Annotated in this window: 15 protein-coding genes and 2 tRNA genes; 4 read left to right on the plus strand and 13 right to left on the minus strand. The window is 72.2% G+C overall.

Going from position 1 to position 16,833, the window contains the following annotated elements:
* Positions 1-4 precede the first annotated feature (4 nt).
* Positions 5-817, plus strand: coding sequence for a serine hydrolase domain-containing protein (locus tag AB0F89_RS06360; RefSeq protein ID WP_367133508.1), 813 nt, complete (start codon positions 5-7; stop codon positions 815-817).
* A 58-nt stretch (positions 818-875) separates the two neighbouring features.
* On the opposite strand, the gene AB0F89_RS06365 is transcribed toward AB0F89_RS06360, so the two are convergent.
* From AB0F89_RS06365 to AB0F89_RS06375, 3 genes are all read right to left on the minus strand, one after another.
* Positions 876-1,367, minus strand: a complete 492-nt coding sequence (locus tag AB0F89_RS06365; protein WP_367133510.1) for a hypothetical protein — start codon at positions 1,365-1,367, stop codon at positions 876-878.
* A 77-nt stretch (positions 1,368-1,444) separates the two neighbouring features.
* The gene (locus AB0F89_RS06370) at positions 1,445-1,657 is read right to left on the minus strand and encodes a hypothetical protein (RefSeq protein WP_367133512.1); all 213 of its coding nucleotides are present in this window, start codon (positions 1,655-1,657) and stop codon (positions 1,445-1,447) included.
* 522 nt (positions 1,658-2,179) lie between these two features.
* Positions 2,180-3,196 (minus strand): hypothetical protein, encoded by a 1,017-nt coding sequence (locus tag AB0F89_RS06375; protein ID WP_367133514.1) that lies wholly within the window; start codon positions 3,194-3,196, stop codon positions 2,180-2,182.
* Positions 3,197-3,595: 399 nt separating this feature from the next.
* Between AB0F89_RS06375 and AB0F89_RS06380 the strand changes: the two genes are divergently transcribed.
* The gene (locus tag AB0F89_RS06380) at positions 3,596-5,599 is read left to right on the plus strand and encodes a glycosyl hydrolase family 28-related protein (protein ID WP_367133516.1); all 2,004 of its coding nucleotides are present in this window, start codon (positions 3,596-3,598) and stop codon (positions 5,597-5,599) included.
* A gap of 133 nt (positions 5,600-5,732) precedes the next feature.
* Here AB0F89_RS06380 and shbA read toward each other — a convergent pair whose 3' ends face one another.
* From shbA to AB0F89_RS06395, 3 genes are all read right to left on the minus strand, one after another.
* Positions 5,733-6,314, minus strand: a complete 582-nt coding sequence (shbA, locus tag AB0F89_RS06385; RefSeq protein WP_367138737.1) for an RNA polymerase sigma factor ShbA — start codon at positions 6,312-6,314, stop codon at positions 5,733-5,735.
* A gap of 301 nt (positions 6,315-6,615) precedes the next feature.
* Positions 6,616-7,104, minus strand: coding sequence for an RNA polymerase sigma factor (locus AB0F89_RS06390; protein WP_367133518.1), 489 nt, complete (start codon positions 7,102-7,104; stop codon positions 6,616-6,618).
* A gap of 90 nt (positions 7,105-7,194) precedes the next feature.
* Entirely contained in the window at positions 7,195-7,329 is a 135-nt protein-coding gene (locus tag AB0F89_RS06395; protein ID WP_367133520.1) for a hypothetical protein, read from the minus strand.
* 198 nt (positions 7,330-7,527) lie between these two features.
* Here AB0F89_RS06395 and AB0F89_RS06400 point away from each other — a divergent pair, with 198 nt between their 5' ends.
* Positions 7,528-8,379, plus strand: a complete 852-nt coding sequence (locus AB0F89_RS06400) for an HNH endonuclease (protein ID WP_367133522.1) — start codon at positions 7,528-7,530, stop codon at positions 8,377-8,379.
* A gap of 93 nt (positions 8,380-8,472) precedes the next feature.
* Complete coding sequence (locus AB0F89_RS06405; protein WP_367133524.1) at positions 8,473-10,389, plus strand: FAD-dependent oxidoreductase; 1,917 nt, start codon at positions 8,473-8,475, stop codon at positions 10,387-10,389.
* Positions 10,390-10,497: 108 nt separating this feature from the next.
* Here AB0F89_RS06405 and AB0F89_RS06410 read toward each other — a convergent pair.
* From AB0F89_RS06410 to AB0F89_RS06440, 7 genes are all read right to left on the minus strand, one after another.
* Positions 10,498-10,573 (minus strand) — tRNA-Arg (locus AB0F89_RS06410).
* Between the two features lie 39 nt (positions 10,574-10,612).
* Positions 10,613-10,702 (minus strand) — tRNA-Ser (locus AB0F89_RS06415).
* Positions 10,703-10,829: 127 nt separating this feature from the next.
* Positions 10,830-12,827, minus strand: a complete 1,998-nt coding sequence (locus AB0F89_RS06420) for an acetoacetate--CoA ligase (protein ID WP_367133526.1) — start codon at positions 12,825-12,827, stop codon at positions 10,830-10,832.
* A gap of 59 nt (positions 12,828-12,886) precedes the next feature.
* Entirely contained in the window at positions 12,887-13,651 is a 765-nt protein-coding gene (locus AB0F89_RS06425; protein ID WP_367133528.1) for an ESX secretion-associated protein EspG, read from the minus strand.
* Entirely contained in the window at positions 13,648-14,925 is a 1,278-nt protein-coding gene (locus tag AB0F89_RS06430) for a PPE domain-containing protein (protein ID WP_367133530.1), read from the minus strand. The genes AB0F89_RS06425 and AB0F89_RS06430 overlap by 4 nt, the downstream gene beginning before the upstream one ends.
* The gene (locus tag AB0F89_RS06435) at positions 14,925-15,602 is read right to left on the minus strand and encodes a hypothetical protein (RefSeq protein WP_367133532.1); all 678 of its coding nucleotides are present in this window, start codon (positions 15,600-15,602) and stop codon (positions 14,925-14,927) included. Before AB0F89_RS06435 ends, AB0F89_RS06430 begins: the two co-directional genes overlap by 1 nt.
* Positions 15,603-16,073: 471 nt before the next feature.
* Positions 16,074-16,751 carry a dienelactone hydrolase family protein gene (locus AB0F89_RS06440; RefSeq protein WP_367133534.1) on the minus strand — a complete coding sequence of 226 codons (678 nt, stop codon included), beginning with the start codon at positions 16,749-16,751 and terminating at the stop codon, positions 16,074-16,076.
* Positions 16,752-16,833 lie beyond the last annotated feature (82 nt).

Here is a 16,833-nt window from a genome sequence, read left to right on the forward strand (position 1 = left end):
CGGCATGGAGAGCTTGCAGGCGGTGTCGTCGTGGCCGGTGGAGACTGCGGCGGCGGCCGTGGTCGACGCGCGGGGTGACGTGCTCGGCACGTGCGGACCGGTCGACCACCGCTTCCCGCTGGCGTCGGTGACCAAGCTGCTGACGTCGTACGCGGTGCTGGTGGCGGTGGAGGAGGGCGCGGTCGAGTGGGACCGGCCCGCCGGGCCGGAGGGCTCGACGGTGCGGCACCTGATCGCGCACGCGTCCGGGCTGGCGTTCGACTCGGACGACGTCCAGGCCGCGCCGGGGGCGAAGCGGATCTACTCCAACACCGGGTTCGGCGTGCTCGCGGACGTCGTGCGGGAGGCGACCGACATCCCGTTCGACCGGTACCTGGCGGAGGCGGTGTTCGAGCCCCTGGGCATGACGTCGTCCACGCTGGACGGCTCGGCGGGCGCGGGCGGCACGTCGACGGTGGCCGACCTGGTCCGGTTCGCCGCCGAGCTGCAGGCGCCGCGGCTGGTGTCCGCCGGGCTGGTGGCGGAGGCGACGGCGGTGGTGTTCCCGGGGTTGCGCGGCGTGCTGCCGGGTTACGGGGTGCAGAAGGAGAACGACTGGGGGCTCGGGTTCGAGGTCCGGGCCGGGAAGTCGCCGCACTGGACGGGTTCGACCAGCTCGCCGCGCACGGTCGGGCACTTCGGGCAGAGCGGCACGTTCCTGTGGGTCGACCCGGACGCCGGCGTGGCGTGCGTGGCGCTGACCGACCGGAAGTTCGGCGACTGGGCCGTGGCGGCGTGGCCCGCGTTCACCGACGGCGTGCTGGCCGAGGTCGGCTGAGCGGGGTCCGACCGGGGTCCCGTCGCGGGGACGGACCCGGTCGAACCCCGCCGCCGTCCTAGCCGAACAACCGGCGGACCGTGGCCCCGCCGTCGTCCGGCGGACCGGGTCGGTACTCCTCGTGCCAACGCCGGTGCTTGACCTGGTCGCCCACCACGGCGCCGCAGGTGGAGCAGTGCTGCGCGACCTCCCGGTCGGGCTCCGGCTCCTCGGCGCCGGCGGCCAGTGGCCGGGCCAGGTCGCGCACCCCGGCCCAGCGGGCCCGCCACTGCGGCAACACCTCCGCGGTGGCGCCGCACGCGAGGAGGAACTTCTCGGTGAACTCCCACGTGGGTTGCGTCTGCCCGTGCAGCGCTCTTGTGATGGTCGCCGCCGAGCACCCGATGCTCTTGGACAGCACCCGGTAGGGCGGATCACCGGCCCGGCGCTTCACCCGCTGCAGCCCGACGGCGAAATCGGCCACGGCTTGCTCGGCGCTCAGCCCGGTGGGGAGCTCTTCGTCTTGGTCGTCGCCGTGCGCGGCGACCGCGTTGGGGTGCGTGCTGCTCATCGACTTCTCCTTGACCGGGGGAACCGCAGACGCCCTCGGGGAGGGCGTCCGCGGGGTGGCGGGGATGCCGACGCCGGTTACCGCACCGGGTCCAGCCGGGCGGGCAGCCCGCCGGACGGAGGGCCGTCCGTCCCACCGAGGAGGCGGTGAACCACTTCCGCGGCCACCACGGCCGCGGCGCTGGCTGCGGTCAGCGCGGTGTCGAGGTCGTGGTGCAGCGCGATCAACGCCACCAACAAGGAGAGGTAGAAGAGCAGCGTCAGCGCGGCGGCCGACACCCTTCTTTCCATGTTCGCTCCGTTCCACTGTGAAATTGTCGGTCCAGGCGGGACTGCCGGCGACAAGCGCCCTCCGTCTGCTCGGGCGCCTGCGGCGCCCTCAACCCCGTCTTTGCAGAGACGAATACCGGTTGTCCGGCCAGGATGCCCGAGAGGACCGGACAGTGGCAACGAAGGAGGCAGCCGCGAAAAGAACCGAACAGCTTATGAAACGGATTGACGCCGGATCGCGACACCGGGCGACGTGCATTACCAACGGATACAACGATCGGTTGGTGCAGCGGGAACAACAGGTTTAGCCGCTGCTCGGGCCGGGCAACCACCATGACGGAACCGGAAGGTCGAAAACCGCAATATTGCGCCCCATCGGACGGGGCAACGCGAAAGGCCCCCTGCTGCAACAGAGGGCCTTTCCGTTGATATCCCCGCCTGATGCTGTCGGAGAATGTTCAACTTGCCTGCCCGACGCCCGCCTGGACCAACAGAACCGGAGCGACCGGAACCCGCGCGCCACCGGTGCGCGGGAGTTCTGGGTCAGCGGTCACGTCCGCTGGGTGGGGTGCCGCGGCGAACGCCCGAGCCCGACGGGGCGGTGAGGACGGCCGGCACGCGCCCGAGCGGCGGGGTGGTCGACCACCGACCCGCGCTCAAGGGTTTCGCCGGCGCACCAGCACCGCCCGGCCGCGGTGCTCCGGCCGGACGGCGGTAGGACGGCGGCGCGGACGCCGCGCCGGAACGGGCTCGGGAAACGGCGGTTCGGACCCGGCGACGCGGACGTGCGCCCGTCCCGGGATCGGCACGCGGGGCGTCGTCATCGAACGCGAACAACCTTCGAGCAGCGGGCGGCTCCACGGCCGGATCGAACTCCGAGTCGGGTAACACCGCTCCGCTCCGGACCGCACCAGGCAGCGACGTTCGACCACGATCGGCAGAGGTCTCCGGTGAGGACCGCCGGGCCGCGGACCGCCGCGCGAACTCGTCCGGCACCAGACTTCCGGCCACACCCGGGTCGACCCGCGAAGGACTCATCGACACCGGCGAGAGCACCGTTCCGACCGGGTGCGCGCTCAAGGCGCCCCATCCGCCGGAACCACCCGCACCCCACCGGTCGCACCAGTCGACCTCATCGAGCAACAGCAGCAGGCGTACGGCTGACGGCAGCGACGCGCGCACCCCGCGCCGAACCCCGCGCCCGTGCACGACGAAAGCAATCGCCGACATCGGTGAGAAAATTCTATCGACCAGGTCCGCGAACACCGCGCCCGCCCGGCTGGAAAGCTCTTCGGCGCAATAACCGCACCGCCGGGCGTCACCGGCCAACGGCAGCAGGTACGCGGCGGGCGCCATCCGTCCGGGTCCGGTGATCACGCTTTCCGCACCGATCCGGTCACGGGTGCACCGGCGTGACGCGGCGGGCTTGGCGAGCAGGTGCGGGCAGTGGTGGCGGGCGGCGTCGACGAATACCGACAGCAGCCACCGCGCGCCGGCCGACGGGCGCGATCGCCTGTCGGGCGAGCAGTCGAAGAAGAACGGCTCGAATACGAGATCCACGTCTTCTCCCCCTCTGTGCCGTGCAGCGCAGTGCCGCCGAATCCCGCGTGACTGCAACCATCATGTGCAGCCGATGCCGGGCGCGCAACCAGGGACGGACGATGAAACGTAGTGACTCGGAACTGCAACGAAATGCGCCCGAGCTGCACGCGAGGAGCAACGTGATCCGTGTGAGAATCGACGGCGACTCCTCGCGACCCCGCGTCGAGCATACGCCGAACACCCACCGACAACCCTGAAGAACGCGCCAGTCCGAACTTGCGCAAGTCACTGCAAGCAGTTCATCCGTCAACGCAAGCAGACGACAGAAGCATGTAATTACCTGACAAGCTCTTGTGACTCGGCCCACAGCCCGCCTAGGGTCTCCTCGCCCTGCCGACGCGAGAGAAACGAGTCCCCATGGTGCGCAGCGGTGTCAGACGGTGGTTCACAGTCGTGCTGGCGGCGGCCGTGGGCCTCGGCGTGCCGGCGGCGGCCGACGCCGAGCCCGCGCGCACGCCCGCACCCGCGCCCGTCGTCACGCGGGCCGCGCTGGACCCGGCGCTGGTCGCCGGCCGGGGCGCGGACGTCGCCTTCGTGGAGCAGGAAGCGGAGAACGCCACCACGACCGGCACGGTCATCGGGCCCGACCGCACGGCCTACACGCTGCCGTCCGAGGCGTCCGGCCGGAAGGCGGTCCGGCTCGCGCCCGGCCAGCACGTCGAGTTCACCCTGCCGAAGGCCGCCAACGCGATCACCGTCCGCTACAGCATCCCGGACGCGCCGAACGGCGGCGGCATCACCGCGCCGCTGGACGTCACGGTGAACGGCGGGCACCGCAGGACGATGACGCTCACCTCGCAGTACGCGTGGCTGTACAACCAGTACCCGTTCACCAACGACCCGAACGCCGACCTGCTGCACCCGGACTGGTGGATCACCGAGTGCGCCTGCGTGCCGTCGCAGACCACGCCGACGCCGGTCGTCGCCAAGCCGTTCCGGCCGCACCACTTCTACGACGAGCAGCGCCTGAAGCTCGGGCGCACGCACCGCGCGGGCGACCGCGTCCGGCTCACCGCGCCGACCGGCACGAACGCCGCGTGGACCGTGATCGACCTGCTGGACTCCGAGCTGGTGGCCCCGCCGCGCGTCACCCCGGTCGCGGCCAACGTGCTGCTGTTCGGCGCCGACCCGACCGGCCGGCGCGACTCGGCCGCCGCGTTCGACCGCGCCATCGCGTTCGCCAAGCGGCACCGGCTGCCGGTGTACCTGCCGCCGGGGACGTTCCAGGTCAACCGGCACATCGTCGTGGACGACGTGACCATCGAGGGCGCGGGCAATTGGCACACCGTGGTCAGGGGCCGCGAGGTCGTCCTGCCCGCGCCCGCGCCGGACGGCTCCACGCGCACCGGCGTCGGCTTCTACGGCAAGCCGGCGGCCGAGGGCGGCAGCCGCAACGTCCACCTGCGCGGGTTCGCCATCCAGGGCGACGTGCGGGAGCGCGTGGACACCGACCAGGTCAACGGGATCGGCGGCGCGCTCAGCGACTCGACCGTCAGCGGCCTGCACATCCAGCACACCAAGGTCGGGCTGTGGCTGGACGGGCCCATGTCGAACCTGTCCGTCACCGACAACGTCGTGGTGGACCAGGTCGCCGACGCGCTGAACCTCCACACCGGAGTCACCGGGTCGGTGGTGCGCAACAACTTCGTCCGCAACACCGGTGACGACGGGCTGGCCATGTGGTCGGAGCACCAGCAGGACGTCGGCAACCGGTTCGAGCGCAACACCGTGCAGTCGCCCGTGCTGGCCAACGGGATCGCGCTGTACGGCGGCACGGACAACGCGCTGGTCGGCAACCTGGTCGCCGACCCGGTGCGCGAGGGCAGCGGCATCCAGCTCGGGTCGCGGTTCGGCGCGCAGCCGTTCACCGGGCAGGTGCTGATCACCGACAACACCACCGTGCGGGCCGGGACGTTCGAGCTGAACTGGCGGATCGGGCTCGGCGCGATCTGGTTCTACGCGCTGGAGCGGGACATCGACGCCGACGTGCGGGTGGTCGGCGCGCACTTCCTGGACAGCACCTACAACGCGGTCGTGCTGGTCAGCGAGTGGTCGGTGAAGGACCAGCACTCCATCGAGAACGTGCACTTCAAGGGCGTCCGGGTGGACGGGACCGGCACGTCGGTGGTGAGCGCGCGGGCGTCCGGCTCGGCGACGTTCGAGGACGTGGACGCCCGCAACGTCGGCGCGGTGCCGGTGAACAACTGCGGCTCGTTCAACTTCCCGGCCACCGGCTCGGAGTTCGCGCTGACCGACCTCGGCGGCAACGACGGCTGGCTCGCACCGTGGCTGCTGCCGAACACGATCACGTGCGACGACCGCCCGACCGCCGTCCCGCCGCCGGCCCCGTCGCCCTGGTGAACCCGCGGTGCCGGCGGTGGGCGCCCACCGCCGGCACCGCTACGGACCGTTCCCGGCTCGCGCCAGGAGCACCACGACGTGCCCGAGGCAGGTCAGCGCGCTGACCTCGGCATCGTGTCAAGGACCTTCGCCCTCAGCGCTCCCTCCCCGCGGACCGCAGCCTGGCCAGCGCCCGCCGTTGCGCGACCCGCACCGCGCCCGGCGTCGACCCGACCGCAGCGGCGGTCTCCTCGGTCGACAGGCCGGACACCACCCGGAGCAGGACCACCTCGCGCTGCTTCTCCGGCAGGGCCTCCAGCAGGGCGGCCACCCCACCCCGCAGCACCCGCTCCCCCGGGTCCTCGCCGGCCGCTTCGTCCGGCACGACGGGCACGGGCGTCTCCGGATCGCGGGCCGCGGCCCGACGGGCGCTCGCGACCCGGCGCGCCGCGATCCCGTGGACGAAGGCGAGGAAGGGCCTGCCCTGCCCGTGGTAGCCGGGCAGGGCTTCCAGCAGGGCCAGGCACACGTCCTGCGCCAGGTCGTCCGCGCAGACGCCGGTCGCGCCACCGCGTTCGACGCGGACGCGGACGTACCGCAGGACCAGGGGCCGGACCTCCCGGAGCAGGTCCTCGACCGCGCGGCGATCACCGGCCACGGCCCGTTCCACGTAGTGCTCCAGACCGTGCCGCGGATCGGCGCGCGCCCCCTCGGGCGGGTCTCCGCTGCCGGGCATCCGCAGGACCTCCGCCCGCCATTCCGGAGGCCTGGGCGCCAGCGGGGACTTGGGCGCCGGCAGGGGTTTGAGCGCCAACGCCCCCGTGACCGCGCTCGCCGCCCCCCGCGCCAGGTCCCGCTCGCGCCGGGCGGACCGGAGGTCGACCACCGCCCGCCGCTTGACGGTGGTCAACATCCCCTCGACGTCGAGGACCCGGCCGGTCGCCAGGGTCAGGTCCCCGCTGGCCGCGGCCAGCCAGCTGTCGAACCCGTCCTCGCCGTCCGACCGATCGGTCTTGCCGTTCACCGCAGTCCTCCTCTCACCGCGTCCTGGTCGCGAATCGGGCTTTGAGCGCGTTGCGCGCGTGGCGCAGGTTGGACCGCACCGTCGTGGGGGACGTGTCGAGGTGGTCGGCGATCTCCAGGTAGTCGAACCCGTCGAGGTGCCACGCCAGCACCAGCCGCTGCCGGTCCGGCAACGACGCCAACGCCTCCAGCAACCGCTCGTGCTCCTCCCCCAGGGTGACGACGTCCGGGTCGTGGTGGGTGGACACCGTCCAGCCACCCGAAACAGCCCGCAACACCCCCTCCTGAGCACGTGCGCTCTCCACGATCGCCGCGCGGTACGCCACCGTGCGCACCCACGCCCGCGGCGACCGCAGCCCGCTCCACTCCTGGTACGCCCTGGTCATCGCTTCCTGCGCCGCGTCCTTGCTCTGCTCCACCCCGAACCCCGCCCGCCTCACGAACGCCACGAGCGGCGCCAGCTGCCGACGGAAGAACTCGTCGAATTCCCCGCTGCTCCCCACGTCCCCCGCCTCTCTCCCGACAGGGAGGAAGAGCGGCGGGGGACGGCCGACGTGCAGGGACTCACCCGATCGAGCTACAAACCCCTCCGCCTACAAGCCCTTCCGCTCACCGCGGAGCACCGCGACCGCCAGCAGGACGACGACCACCGCTCCGACCACCGTCACGGTGAGGGACCTGGTGCTGAGGTAGAGGCCCCCGAACCCGACGCTGATCACGTTCACCAAGATCGAAACTGTGGAAACGGCACCCGAGGGACGTCCGGGCACGTGGTCGGCGGCAGGCGGCTGAGGAGAAGGAAGCTGCTCATCCATACCCCCGAGTGCGACGAGACCCCTCCGCCGTGCAAACAGGGTGCGGAACACGGTGCGGGCGCGTCACGATGACCTCCGCGTAAGCGGTTCCGTCATCGTGAGGGGGACGACGTGCAGGCGGCGCACTACAGCTGGGACAGCTCGGTCCCCAACCACAAGCTGCCGCGGGTGGGCGACGTGATCGTGCTGTGGGACAAGGAGGTCCTGCTGGGCGCCTCGGTGATCGAGAAGATCGTCACCGGCGAGGAGGAGAAGGCCCTCCACCGCTGCCCGCACTGCGGCAGGGCGAGCATCAAGTTCCGCAAGACCGAGGACCCGGCCTACCGGTGCTACAAGTGCACCGGCACGTTCGAGGAGGTGGAGACCACCAAGGGGGTCGTCACCACCTACCGGTCCCACCACGACGTCGCCTGGGTGGACCTCGCGGGAGAGCTGACCGGTGACCGGCTGCGCGGGCTGTGCACGCTGCCGAAGTCGCAGCTCAGCATCCGCCAGCTCGACTACCCGAGGTTCCGGGACGCCGTGCGGGCGGCGCCCGGCCGACCGAGCCTTTCGCCGGTCGAGGCGGCCCTGGCCACCAAGCTGGTGGGCGGCCACACCACGGCCGTCGTGCGGGTCCGGCGAGGGCAGGCCGCGTTCCGCAACCGGCTGCTGGCGGAGTACGGCGACACGTGCGCGTTCACCGGCCCCACGCCGCACGCCGCGCTCGAAGGAGCCCACCTGACCAGCTTCGCCGCCGACGGTCGGCACCACGACCAGGGCGGGCTCCTGCTCCGGCGCGACGTGCACCGCCTCTTCGACCTCGGCCACCTCGCCGTGCACCCGCAGCGGCACACCATCGACGTCTCCGGGACCGTCGCCGACTACCCGGAGTACCGCAGGCTCCAGGACGAGGAGCTGCACGTGGACCTGACGGAGCGCCAAGCGGGCTGGATCGCCAAGCACTGGACCATGCACCGATGATCGATTCCCGCACTGTTTCAACAGGACGGGTGAATTTCAGACACACGATCCGGGACTGTCCGGGCTCGCGGTGACGGGCTGACAATTCTGCCCATGGCAGGAAGATCCGACGCGGACGTCGCGGCCGGCGTCCTGGTCGTGGGCGCCGGGATGGCCGGGCTCGTCGCGGCGCGGGCGTTGCGCGAGCTCGGCCACCCCGTCACCGTCCTGGAGGCGCGCGACCGCGTCGGCGGGCGGATCTGGACCGACGAGGACGGGGTCGACCTCGGCGCGCACTGGATCCACGGCACGGACGGCAACCCGATCACCGAGCTGGTCGAGGACCTGGGCATCCCCTACAGCTACGTGGGCGGCGACAGCTCCTACACCGGCGGCTTCGACAGCCTGGACCTGTTCGGCGCGGACCACCGCCTGGCGAACCACCGGCACAAGAGCCGCACCCTGCGGCTGGCCGACGACGTGCTGCACGAGCTGGAGCGGCGGGCCGCCGTGGCGCGCAAGGAGCAGCACCCGGACACCCCGCTCGGCGAGGCCGTCCGGCAGGTGCTCGCCGAGCGCCGGCTGACGCCCGAGGACGAGCAGGCGGTCCGCTACCACCTCAACGTGATCCTGCGCGAGGACGTCGCCGAGGACCCGGACAAGCTGTCCCTGAAGTTCTGGGAGGACGGCTACCTGGTCTACGGCTACGGCGACAGCACCCTGCACCAGGGCTACCAGTCGGTGGTCGACGCCCTGGCCGAGGGGCTGGACGTCAGGACGGGCCACGTCGTCACCGGGGTCGACACCACCGCCGGGCCGGTGCGCGTCACCACCGACCGGGGCGACTTCGAGGCGGACAAGGTGCTGGTGACCGTGCCGCTCGGGGTGCTCAAGGCCGACGTGGTGCGCTTCGAGCCCCCGCTGCCCGAGGCGAAGCGGTCGGCGATCGCCCGGCTGGGCTTCGGCACCCTCAACAAGATCGCCCTGCACTACCGCGAGCCGTTCTGGCCGAGGGACCAGTACGTCTTCGGCTACCTGTGCCGCGACACGGACCGCTACCCGACGGTCGTCATCAGCATGTGGAAGTCCCACGGCAAGCCGGTGCTGGTGATGCTGCTCGGCGCGTCGCTCGGCCGTGAGGCGGAGACCTGGTCCGACGAGGACGTCACCGCCTACGCGACCACCGTCGTCAAGGACATCTTCGGCGCCGGCGCGCCCGAGCCCGAGCGCATCTCGCGCACCGCGTGGGCCGGCGACCCGTTCTCCTTCGGCTCCTACACCTGCATCGGCGTCGACGCGTCGGCCAAGGACATCGCCACGCTCGCCGAACCGGTCGGCGACCGGCTGTTCTTCGCCGGCGAGGGCACCAACCCCTACCACTGGGGCTGCGTGCACAGCGCCTACGAGACCGGCCGCCGCGAAGCCGCGCGGATCAGCGGGGACTCCACCGTCTACACCCCGCCGAGCGCCGGCACGTCCCGCCGCCGGTCGCGCGACAACGACCGGGTGCTGCGCTTCGCGCGGATGCGGATGACGCACATCGCCGAGCGCGAGCTGGCCGAGCGGGTTGCGTGCCTGCGGCAGGGCGTCGACCCCCACGGCGTGCGGCTGTTCGCGTCGCTGGGCGACCCGGAGCTGGAAACGCTCGCCTCGATGTTCGACGAGATCCCCTTCGCGACGGGTGACTCCCTCTGCCGGGAGGACGAGGCCGCGCACGGCGTGTTCCTCGTCGCGAGCGGTGAGGTGGAGGTGGACTTCGGCGGCATCTACGAACGCGCGGTGCTGGGCCGGGGCGCCCTGCTCGGCCACCACGACCTGTTCTTCAAGGCCCGCACCACGTCCGTCACGGCGCTCAGCGACGACGTCGTGGTGCTCTACCTGGACCACTACCGGTACCAGAGCTTCCTGTACGCCTTCCCCGAGGTGCTGATGCTCATGATGTCGGACCTGGTCACGCGGTGGGAGCAACTGGAGAGCGCCCTCGGTTCGGCAACCCTGCCCACCGCCCGGAGGGACACGGGCGCGGCCTAGTCGCTCAGGACGGCAGCCATTCGCCGGGCAACAACGACTCCACCAGACCGGCACACGCAATCAGGGCCTCGTTCCATTCCTGGAAGGAGGCCCTGATCCGTACTGCCCTGGTGCGCTCGGCAGGATTCGAACCTGCAACCTTCTGATCCGTAGTCAGATGCTCTATCCGTTGAGCTACGAGCGCATCGTTCTTCAGTTGTCACCCGGCCGAGACCGGGTGTTGCGGAGGCTCCGGGATTTGAACCCGGGATGGGCGATAAACCCAAACCGCATTAGCAGTGCGGCGCCATAGACCAGACTAGGCGAAGCCTCCCGGAGCCCTCGGCTACGACGCATAGATTACACATGCCCCCGCCGGTCAAGCAAAACGCCCCCCTCCTAACTGCATCCGGCCTGGTCAAGGGGGGTGCAGTTGGGGCAGGGGGGCGTCTTGAGGGGGGTCAGGAGGGCGAGACGTGAGGTTCGTCTCGTGCCAGGTCGAGGAATGGCGTCAGGGCGGCCGGGTTGCGGAGGGCGTCCAGGCTGACGGCGCGCTCCGGCGGGGTGCCGGCCAGGATCTTCTTCACCGGCACCTCGCACTTCTTGCCGTTCAGGGTCCTGGGGATCTCCTGAACGGCCACGAAGCGGTTCGGCACGTGCCGCGGGGACAGGTTGGTCCTCAGCTCCGAGCGCAGGGTCGGTTCGAGGTCGGCCAGGGTGACGCCCTGGTCCAGGACCAGGAAGCACAGCAGCTCGCCGTCCGCCTGCCCCGCTCCGGACGTGTCGATGACGAGGGAGTCCGCGACGCCCTCCAATCCCTCGACCACGCGGTAGAACTCGCTGGTGCCCATCCGCACCCCGCCGCGGTTGAGGGTGGAGTCGCTCCGGCCGTAGATGACGGCCGAGCCGCGGTCCGTGAGGCGGATCCAGTCGCCGTGCCGCCAGACGCCCTCGAACGTGCTGAAGTACGCCTCACGCAGCTTCGAGCCGTCCTCGTCACCCCAGAAGAACACCGGCATGGACGGCATCGGTTCGGTGATCACCAGTTCGCCCACCTGCTCGACCACCGGCTGCCCGTCCTCGGAGTACGCCGCGACGGCGGCGCCCAGGGCGCGGCACGACAGCTCGCCCAGCCAGACCGGCAGGTCGGGGGCCGCCCCGACGAACGCCGTGCACAGGTCGGTCCCGCCGGACACCGAGGCGATCTGGACGCCCGCGCCGACCTCCGCCGCGATCCAGCGGAAGCCCTCGGGGGTCAGGGGCGCGCCGGTGGACCCGACCACCCGCAACGCCGACAGGTCGTACCGGGCGGCCGGGTGGACGTCCTCCTTCAGGCACGACTGGATGTACGGCGCGGACGTGCCGAAGTAGGTCACGCGGTGCTGCTCGGCCAGGTGCCACAGCACGTTCAGGTCGGGGTGGGCGGGGCTGCCGTCGAACAGCACGACGGTCGAGCCGACCAGCAGGCCGGAGACGAGGAAGTTCCACATCATCCAGCCGGTGGTGGTGAACCAGAAGAACCGGTCGCCGGGGCCGAGGTCGCTGTGCAGCGCCAGCATCTTCAGGTGTTCGAGGACGATCCCCCCGTGCCCCTGCACGATGCCCTTCGGCAGCCCCGTGGTGCCGGACGAGTAGAGCACCCACAGCGGGTGGTCGAACGGCACTGGTTCGAAGGCCAGGTCGGCGTCGGCGTGCTCGGCCAGCAGGGCGTCCCAGGTGACCGCTCCCGGCAGCGGGGTCCCGCCGACGTAGTCGATCATCACGGTGGCGCGCAGGGACGGGATGCGCGCCCTCAGCTCCTCCACCGCCGGCCGCACGTCGAACGCCCGGCCGTTGTACCGGTAGCCGTCGACGGTCACCAGCACGGTCGGCGCGATCTGGGCGAACCGGTCCGCGACGGCCCGCGCGCCGAAGTCCGGCGAGCACGACGACCAGGTCGCGCCGAGCGACGCCGCCGCCAGGAACGCGATCAGCGCCTCCGGCGAGTTCGGCACGAGCGCCACCACGCGGTCACCGGGCCGCACGCCCAGCGCGGCGAAGCCGGCGCGCACGGCGGCCACCCGGCGGCGCAGCTCGCCGTAGGTCAGCTGGGACGCCAGCCCGTCCTCGCGGTGGAACACCACCGCCAGGTCGCCGTCCGCGCCCCTCAGCGCGTGCTCCGCGTAGTTCAGCGTGGCGCCGGGGAACCAGGACGCCCCCGGCATCACCGGGGCCTCCAGGACCCGCGTGGGCGCGCTGTGGAACACCACCCCGAAGAACTCGGCGACAGCGCCCCAGAACCCCTCCAGGTCGGACGTGGACCACTCCCACAGCGACGGGTAGTCGGGGAGGTCCAAACCCTTCGACGAGGCCAGCCAGGAGCGGAACGCGGCCATCCGGCTGTCGCCGACCCGATCGGGGTCCGGGCGCCACAGGACTTCCGCCTCGCCGGCGGCGGTGCCGGCACGCATCTCGGTCATACCTGAAGTTCCTAGCCGATCGGACGGCCGGTAACCACAGTCGGCAACCACACACCGGGTCAGTTCCGGGAGGCGTTCGCCACCAGTGCCTCGACCGCGGTGATCAGCCGCGGCGCGTCCGTGGGCGCCACCACGAGCCACCCGCCGTCCCGCCGGACCAGGTACCGGCCGTCGGCCGTGTCCAGCCACGACAGCACCTCGCCGGTGGGGTGCAGGTAGCCGGCCCGGTTGCGGGCGATCACGCCGACCTGGCCGCCGCCGCTGCGGGTGGTCACGGCGCGCATCAGGGTGTTGGCCTCCGGTTCGCGCAGGCCGACGGCGCGCAGCGCGTCCAGGAACCCCTCGCTGCCGTCGTCCTCGCCCGCCCTGCCGGCGGCCAGGTAGTCGTCCCAGCGCACGTTCACCGACCGGCCGCTGCCGGGCGGCGCGGGCGGCAGGGTCTTGACCGTGGTGGCGGCCAGCGCGGTCGGCCGGAAGCCCGCGACCTGCACCTGGCCGCCCAGCCGGCCCGCGAACGCGCCGTGCCACGCGGCGGTGGCCAGGCCGCGGGCCTGCTCGCCGCGCAGGGTGAAGAAGACCTCCAGGCCGACCTCGAACTCGGCCAGGCCGCGCAGCAGCCCGTACAGCTCCTCGTCCGGCCGCTGCACGGTGCCGAGACCGCGGGCCGCGAGGTCGCGGGACGCGGTCTCGACCAGCCGTGCGCGCTCCTGCTGGGTGTGGCCGAAGTGCCGGACGCCGAGCGGCACCGGGTTGGCGTCGCGGTGGACCGCCTGCCAGAGCAGGAAGAACTCCACTTCGCTCAGCCGGAAGACGCGTTCGGTCACAGGCCGATCACCGGGGGTGCTGCCTTGCGGTCGAGGCCGAAGACGTTGTCGTCGTCCTCCAGGTAGCCGGGGCGGTTGCGGTCCTTCTCACCACCGCCACCACCGGCGACGGGCGGCGGCGCGGCGATCGGCGCTGCGCCGATCATGCCGGACTGCGGCGTCACCGACTTGGGCGCCTGGAACTGGCTGGTCACGCTGCCCGGGTTGGCCGCGCCGCGGTCGCCGAGCGCGCCCGTGGCGGTGCCGGGACCGGCCACCGGACCACCACCACCACCACCACCGGCCGAGCCGACCGGGGTGGGCATGACCGCGCGACCGCCGAACCCGCCGCCGCGCCCGCCCGCGAAACCGCCGCGGCCGAACTGGGCCGACGTGCCGCCGGGACGCTGGTTCGCCGCGGGGTTGGCCGCGCCGGCGGTGTTGTTGTTGTTGACCACGACCTGGTTGCCCGCGCCACCGGGGCCGTCGCCGACGGACGGGCTCGGCGTGATCACCGGGGCCGGCGGTGGCGGCGGCGCGACCGGGTTGGTCGGCGGGCTGAACGACGGCACGGTCCGGTCGACCTCGTAGGAGTTCAGCTGGAACATCGCCATGACCTCGGCGGCCTGCCGGTGCGTCGCGTCCGCGGCGACGACCGAGCCGACGGCGGGCGCGGCGATGGAGTCGATGCCGGTGAACGGGTTGTGCGGCCGGGTGGCCGGCAGCCGGGTGTTCGCCACCGAACCGACCTCCGGCGTCGGGGACAGCGTGCCGCTGTGGTCGACCGCGCGGTCCGCGATCAACGACGTGCGGGGCGTGGCGACGGGCGTCGGGGTGGCGACCGGGGACGCGACCGCGTCGGCGACCGGCGTGACGACCGGCGGCGCGGGCGCGGGCGGCGGCATCATCTCGCGCGCCGTCTGCACGTGCTGGATCTCGGTGGCGATGCAGGTGGCCACGTTCTCGGCGTGCTCGCTGGTGTTCAGCGCCCACTTCTCCACCGACTCCAGCGCGTTGCGGGCGCGTTCGGCCGAGTCGCCGGTCCACGCCTGGCTGGACTGGCTGATCGCCTTGGCCAGCAGCTCCTGCACCTCGGCCAGCGCCTTGCCGACGGTCGCCCAGTCGGCCTGGGCGCTGCCCGCGGCCTTGAGGTCGACGCCGGTGTTGACCATGTCCCACAGCTGCTGGTGGCTGTAGGTCATCCAGTCGACCTTCTGGCCGAGGTCGGTGGGCTTGTCGTTGCCCTGACCGCCGCCGTTGTTGCCCTTGTCGCCGTCGTGCTTGTTGTCGCCCATCAGCCCTTGGCCTCCCCCGCGGCGCCGAAGGCGTCCGCCGCATCGTCATCGGCCCGTTCCAGGTTCCGCGCCGCGTCGCGGATGGTCTCCTCGACCTCGAAGAGGACCTGCATGAAGTCGCCGATCACGTAGACCGCCGACTCCTCGTTGCCCACGGCCACCTCGCGCAGCCGGCGGCTGATCGCGTCGCTGACCCAGTTGTTGCCGAACTTCAGCTCGACGTCGAGGTTGTTGACCGCGCGGCTGTGCACGTTGTCGACCAGGCTGCGCGCCTGGGCGATCAGCTTGACCAGGTCTTCGACGCCCTGCTTGTCCAGGTCGAGCTGGACGGACTGCTTGTCGACCGCGTCCAGCGCCGTGTTGGCCTTGTCCAGGTCGGTCTGCGCGGCCTTGGCGAAGCTCTCGGCGGGCACGGGCGTGGGCACGGGCGCGCCGGCGGTGGCGTCGGCGACCGCCGAGGCGGGCAGCGTCACGGTGGCGCCGCCGTCCGGGGCCGGGGCCGACGCCGGTGGCGGCGCGGTGGCCGGACCCGCGTTGGGGGCGGGCGGCGGCACGACGGCGGGGCCCGCGTCGACGGCGGGCGGCGGGACGGCTGGGGCCGCGTCAGCCGGTGACGGCGGAGCGGTGGGGCCCGCGGCAGCCGGTGGCGGTGGGACCGCGCCGGCGGGCAGGGTCACGGTGGGGCTCGGGTCGGCCGTCGGCGAAGCCGGTGCCGGTGCCGGTGCCGGTGCTGACGAAAGCGGCGGTGCCGACGAAAGCGGTGCCGACGAAAGCGGCGGCGCCGGTGCGAGCGGCGGTGACGCGGGCGGCGGCAGGGGGGAAGGCGGCATCGGCACCGGTGAAGGCGCGGCCATCGGGTCTACCTGGGCCGGTGAGGGCGGTGGAACCGCTGGGACCACCGGTGGATCGGCCGCGGCCGGGACCTCGGGCCGGCCCACCGCGGACGGCGTGAAACCCGGCGGGACCTGCACCGTGTGCGCAGCCGCCGAGAATGAGACCGTGTTCCCGTCGCTCATCACTACCCCCTGCACTGCGATTCGCCGCGGGCGCTCCGCGCGTTAGCCCGCGACGACCGAAATCAGGCGTTCCGGACGCCCTCTTTAGATGTACCGGGAAGCCCGTTCGGTTCCAAGCCTCCGAGCAGAGGCTTAGCGAAGATGTGAGTCGAACCAGTTCAACGCCCGCTGCCACGCCTCCGCGCCGGCGTCCGGCGTGCTGTCGAACCGGTGCCCGGTGTGCGAGAACCGGACCACGTCGGTGGCCACCGGCGCGGCCGCCGCGGCGTCGCGCAACTTCTCCACATCGCTGAACGGGATGTCGGTGTCGTCGTCGCCGTACAGGCCCAGCCACGGGCACGTCAGCTCCTCCGCGACCTCCACCAGCGACGGCAGCCCCGCGGCCAGCGGTTCCAGGATCCCGCCGCCCCCGACGGTCACCGCGGCGCCGATGGTGCGGCTTCCCGCAACCACCATCGCGACCGATCCGCCCAGGTCGAAGCCCATGACGCCCATCCGGTCCTGGCTCACGCCCCGCTGCCCCAACCACACGAACGCGACGTCGGTGTCGGCCAGCACGGCCTCGCCGGACAACCCGCTCACCATGGCCGGGGCCTCGTCGCCGGACACCTCGTCGTAGAGGTGCGGGGCGACGGCCAACCACCCCTCGGCGGCCAGTCCGCTCACCAGACCGCGCACGGTGTCGGTCACGCCGCGCGCCTCGTGCAGCACGACCAAGCCGCCGCGGACGGCGTTCTCCGGCTCGGCGACGGTCAACCGCAGTTCCCGGCCGTCGGTGAGGGAGATCGTCTCGGTGCGGGTAGGAGTCATGGACCAACCCTTCCACGTGGGGGTGAACGGCAGTCAACGTGAGCATCCGTACGGCAGGTATGCCCCATCCGGGTCTTTCACC

This window comes from Saccharothrix sp. HUAS TT1, from assembly GCF_040744945.1.
Lineage (GTDB): Bacteria > Actinomycetota > Actinomycetes > Mycobacteriales > Pseudonocardiaceae > Actinosynnema.

Excerpts from the sequence above, each read along its gene's own strand:
- AB0F89_RS06360 (WP_367133508.1), top strand. The coding sequence starts at position 5 with ATGGAGAGCTTGCAGGCGGTGTCGTCGTGGCCGGTGGAGACTGCGGCG.
- AB0F89_RS06365 (WP_367133510.1), bottom strand. The coding sequence starts at position 1,367 with ATGAGCAGCACGCACCCCAACGCGGTCGCCGCGCACGGCGACGACCAA.
- AB0F89_RS06370 (WP_367133512.1), bottom strand. The coding sequence starts at position 1,657 with ATGGAAAGAAGGGTGTCGGCCGCCGCGCTGACGCTGCTCTTCTACCTC.
- AB0F89_RS06380 (WP_367133516.1), top strand. The coding sequence starts at position 3,596 with ATGGTGCGCAGCGGTGTCAGACGGTGGTTCACAGTCGTGCTGGCGGCG.
- shbA (WP_367138737.1), bottom strand. The coding sequence starts at position 6,314 with ATGCCCGGCAGCGGAGACCCGCCCGAGGGGGCGCGCGCCGATCCGCGG.
- AB0F89_RS06405 (WP_367133524.1), top strand. The coding sequence starts at position 8,473 with ATGGCAGGAAGATCCGACGCGGACGTCGCGGCCGGCGTCCTGGTCGTG.
- AB0F89_RS06420 (WP_367133526.1), bottom strand. The coding sequence starts at position 12,827 with ATGACCGAGATGCGTGCCGGCACCGCCGCCGGCGAGGCGGAAGTCCTG.
- AB0F89_RS06430 (WP_367133530.1), bottom strand. The coding sequence starts at position 14,925 with ATGGGCGACAACAAGCACGACGGCGACAAGGGCAACAACGGCGGCGGT.
- AB0F89_RS06440 (WP_367133534.1), bottom strand. The coding sequence starts at position 16,751 with ATGACTCCTACCCGCACCGAGACGATCTCCCTCACCGACGGCCGGGAA.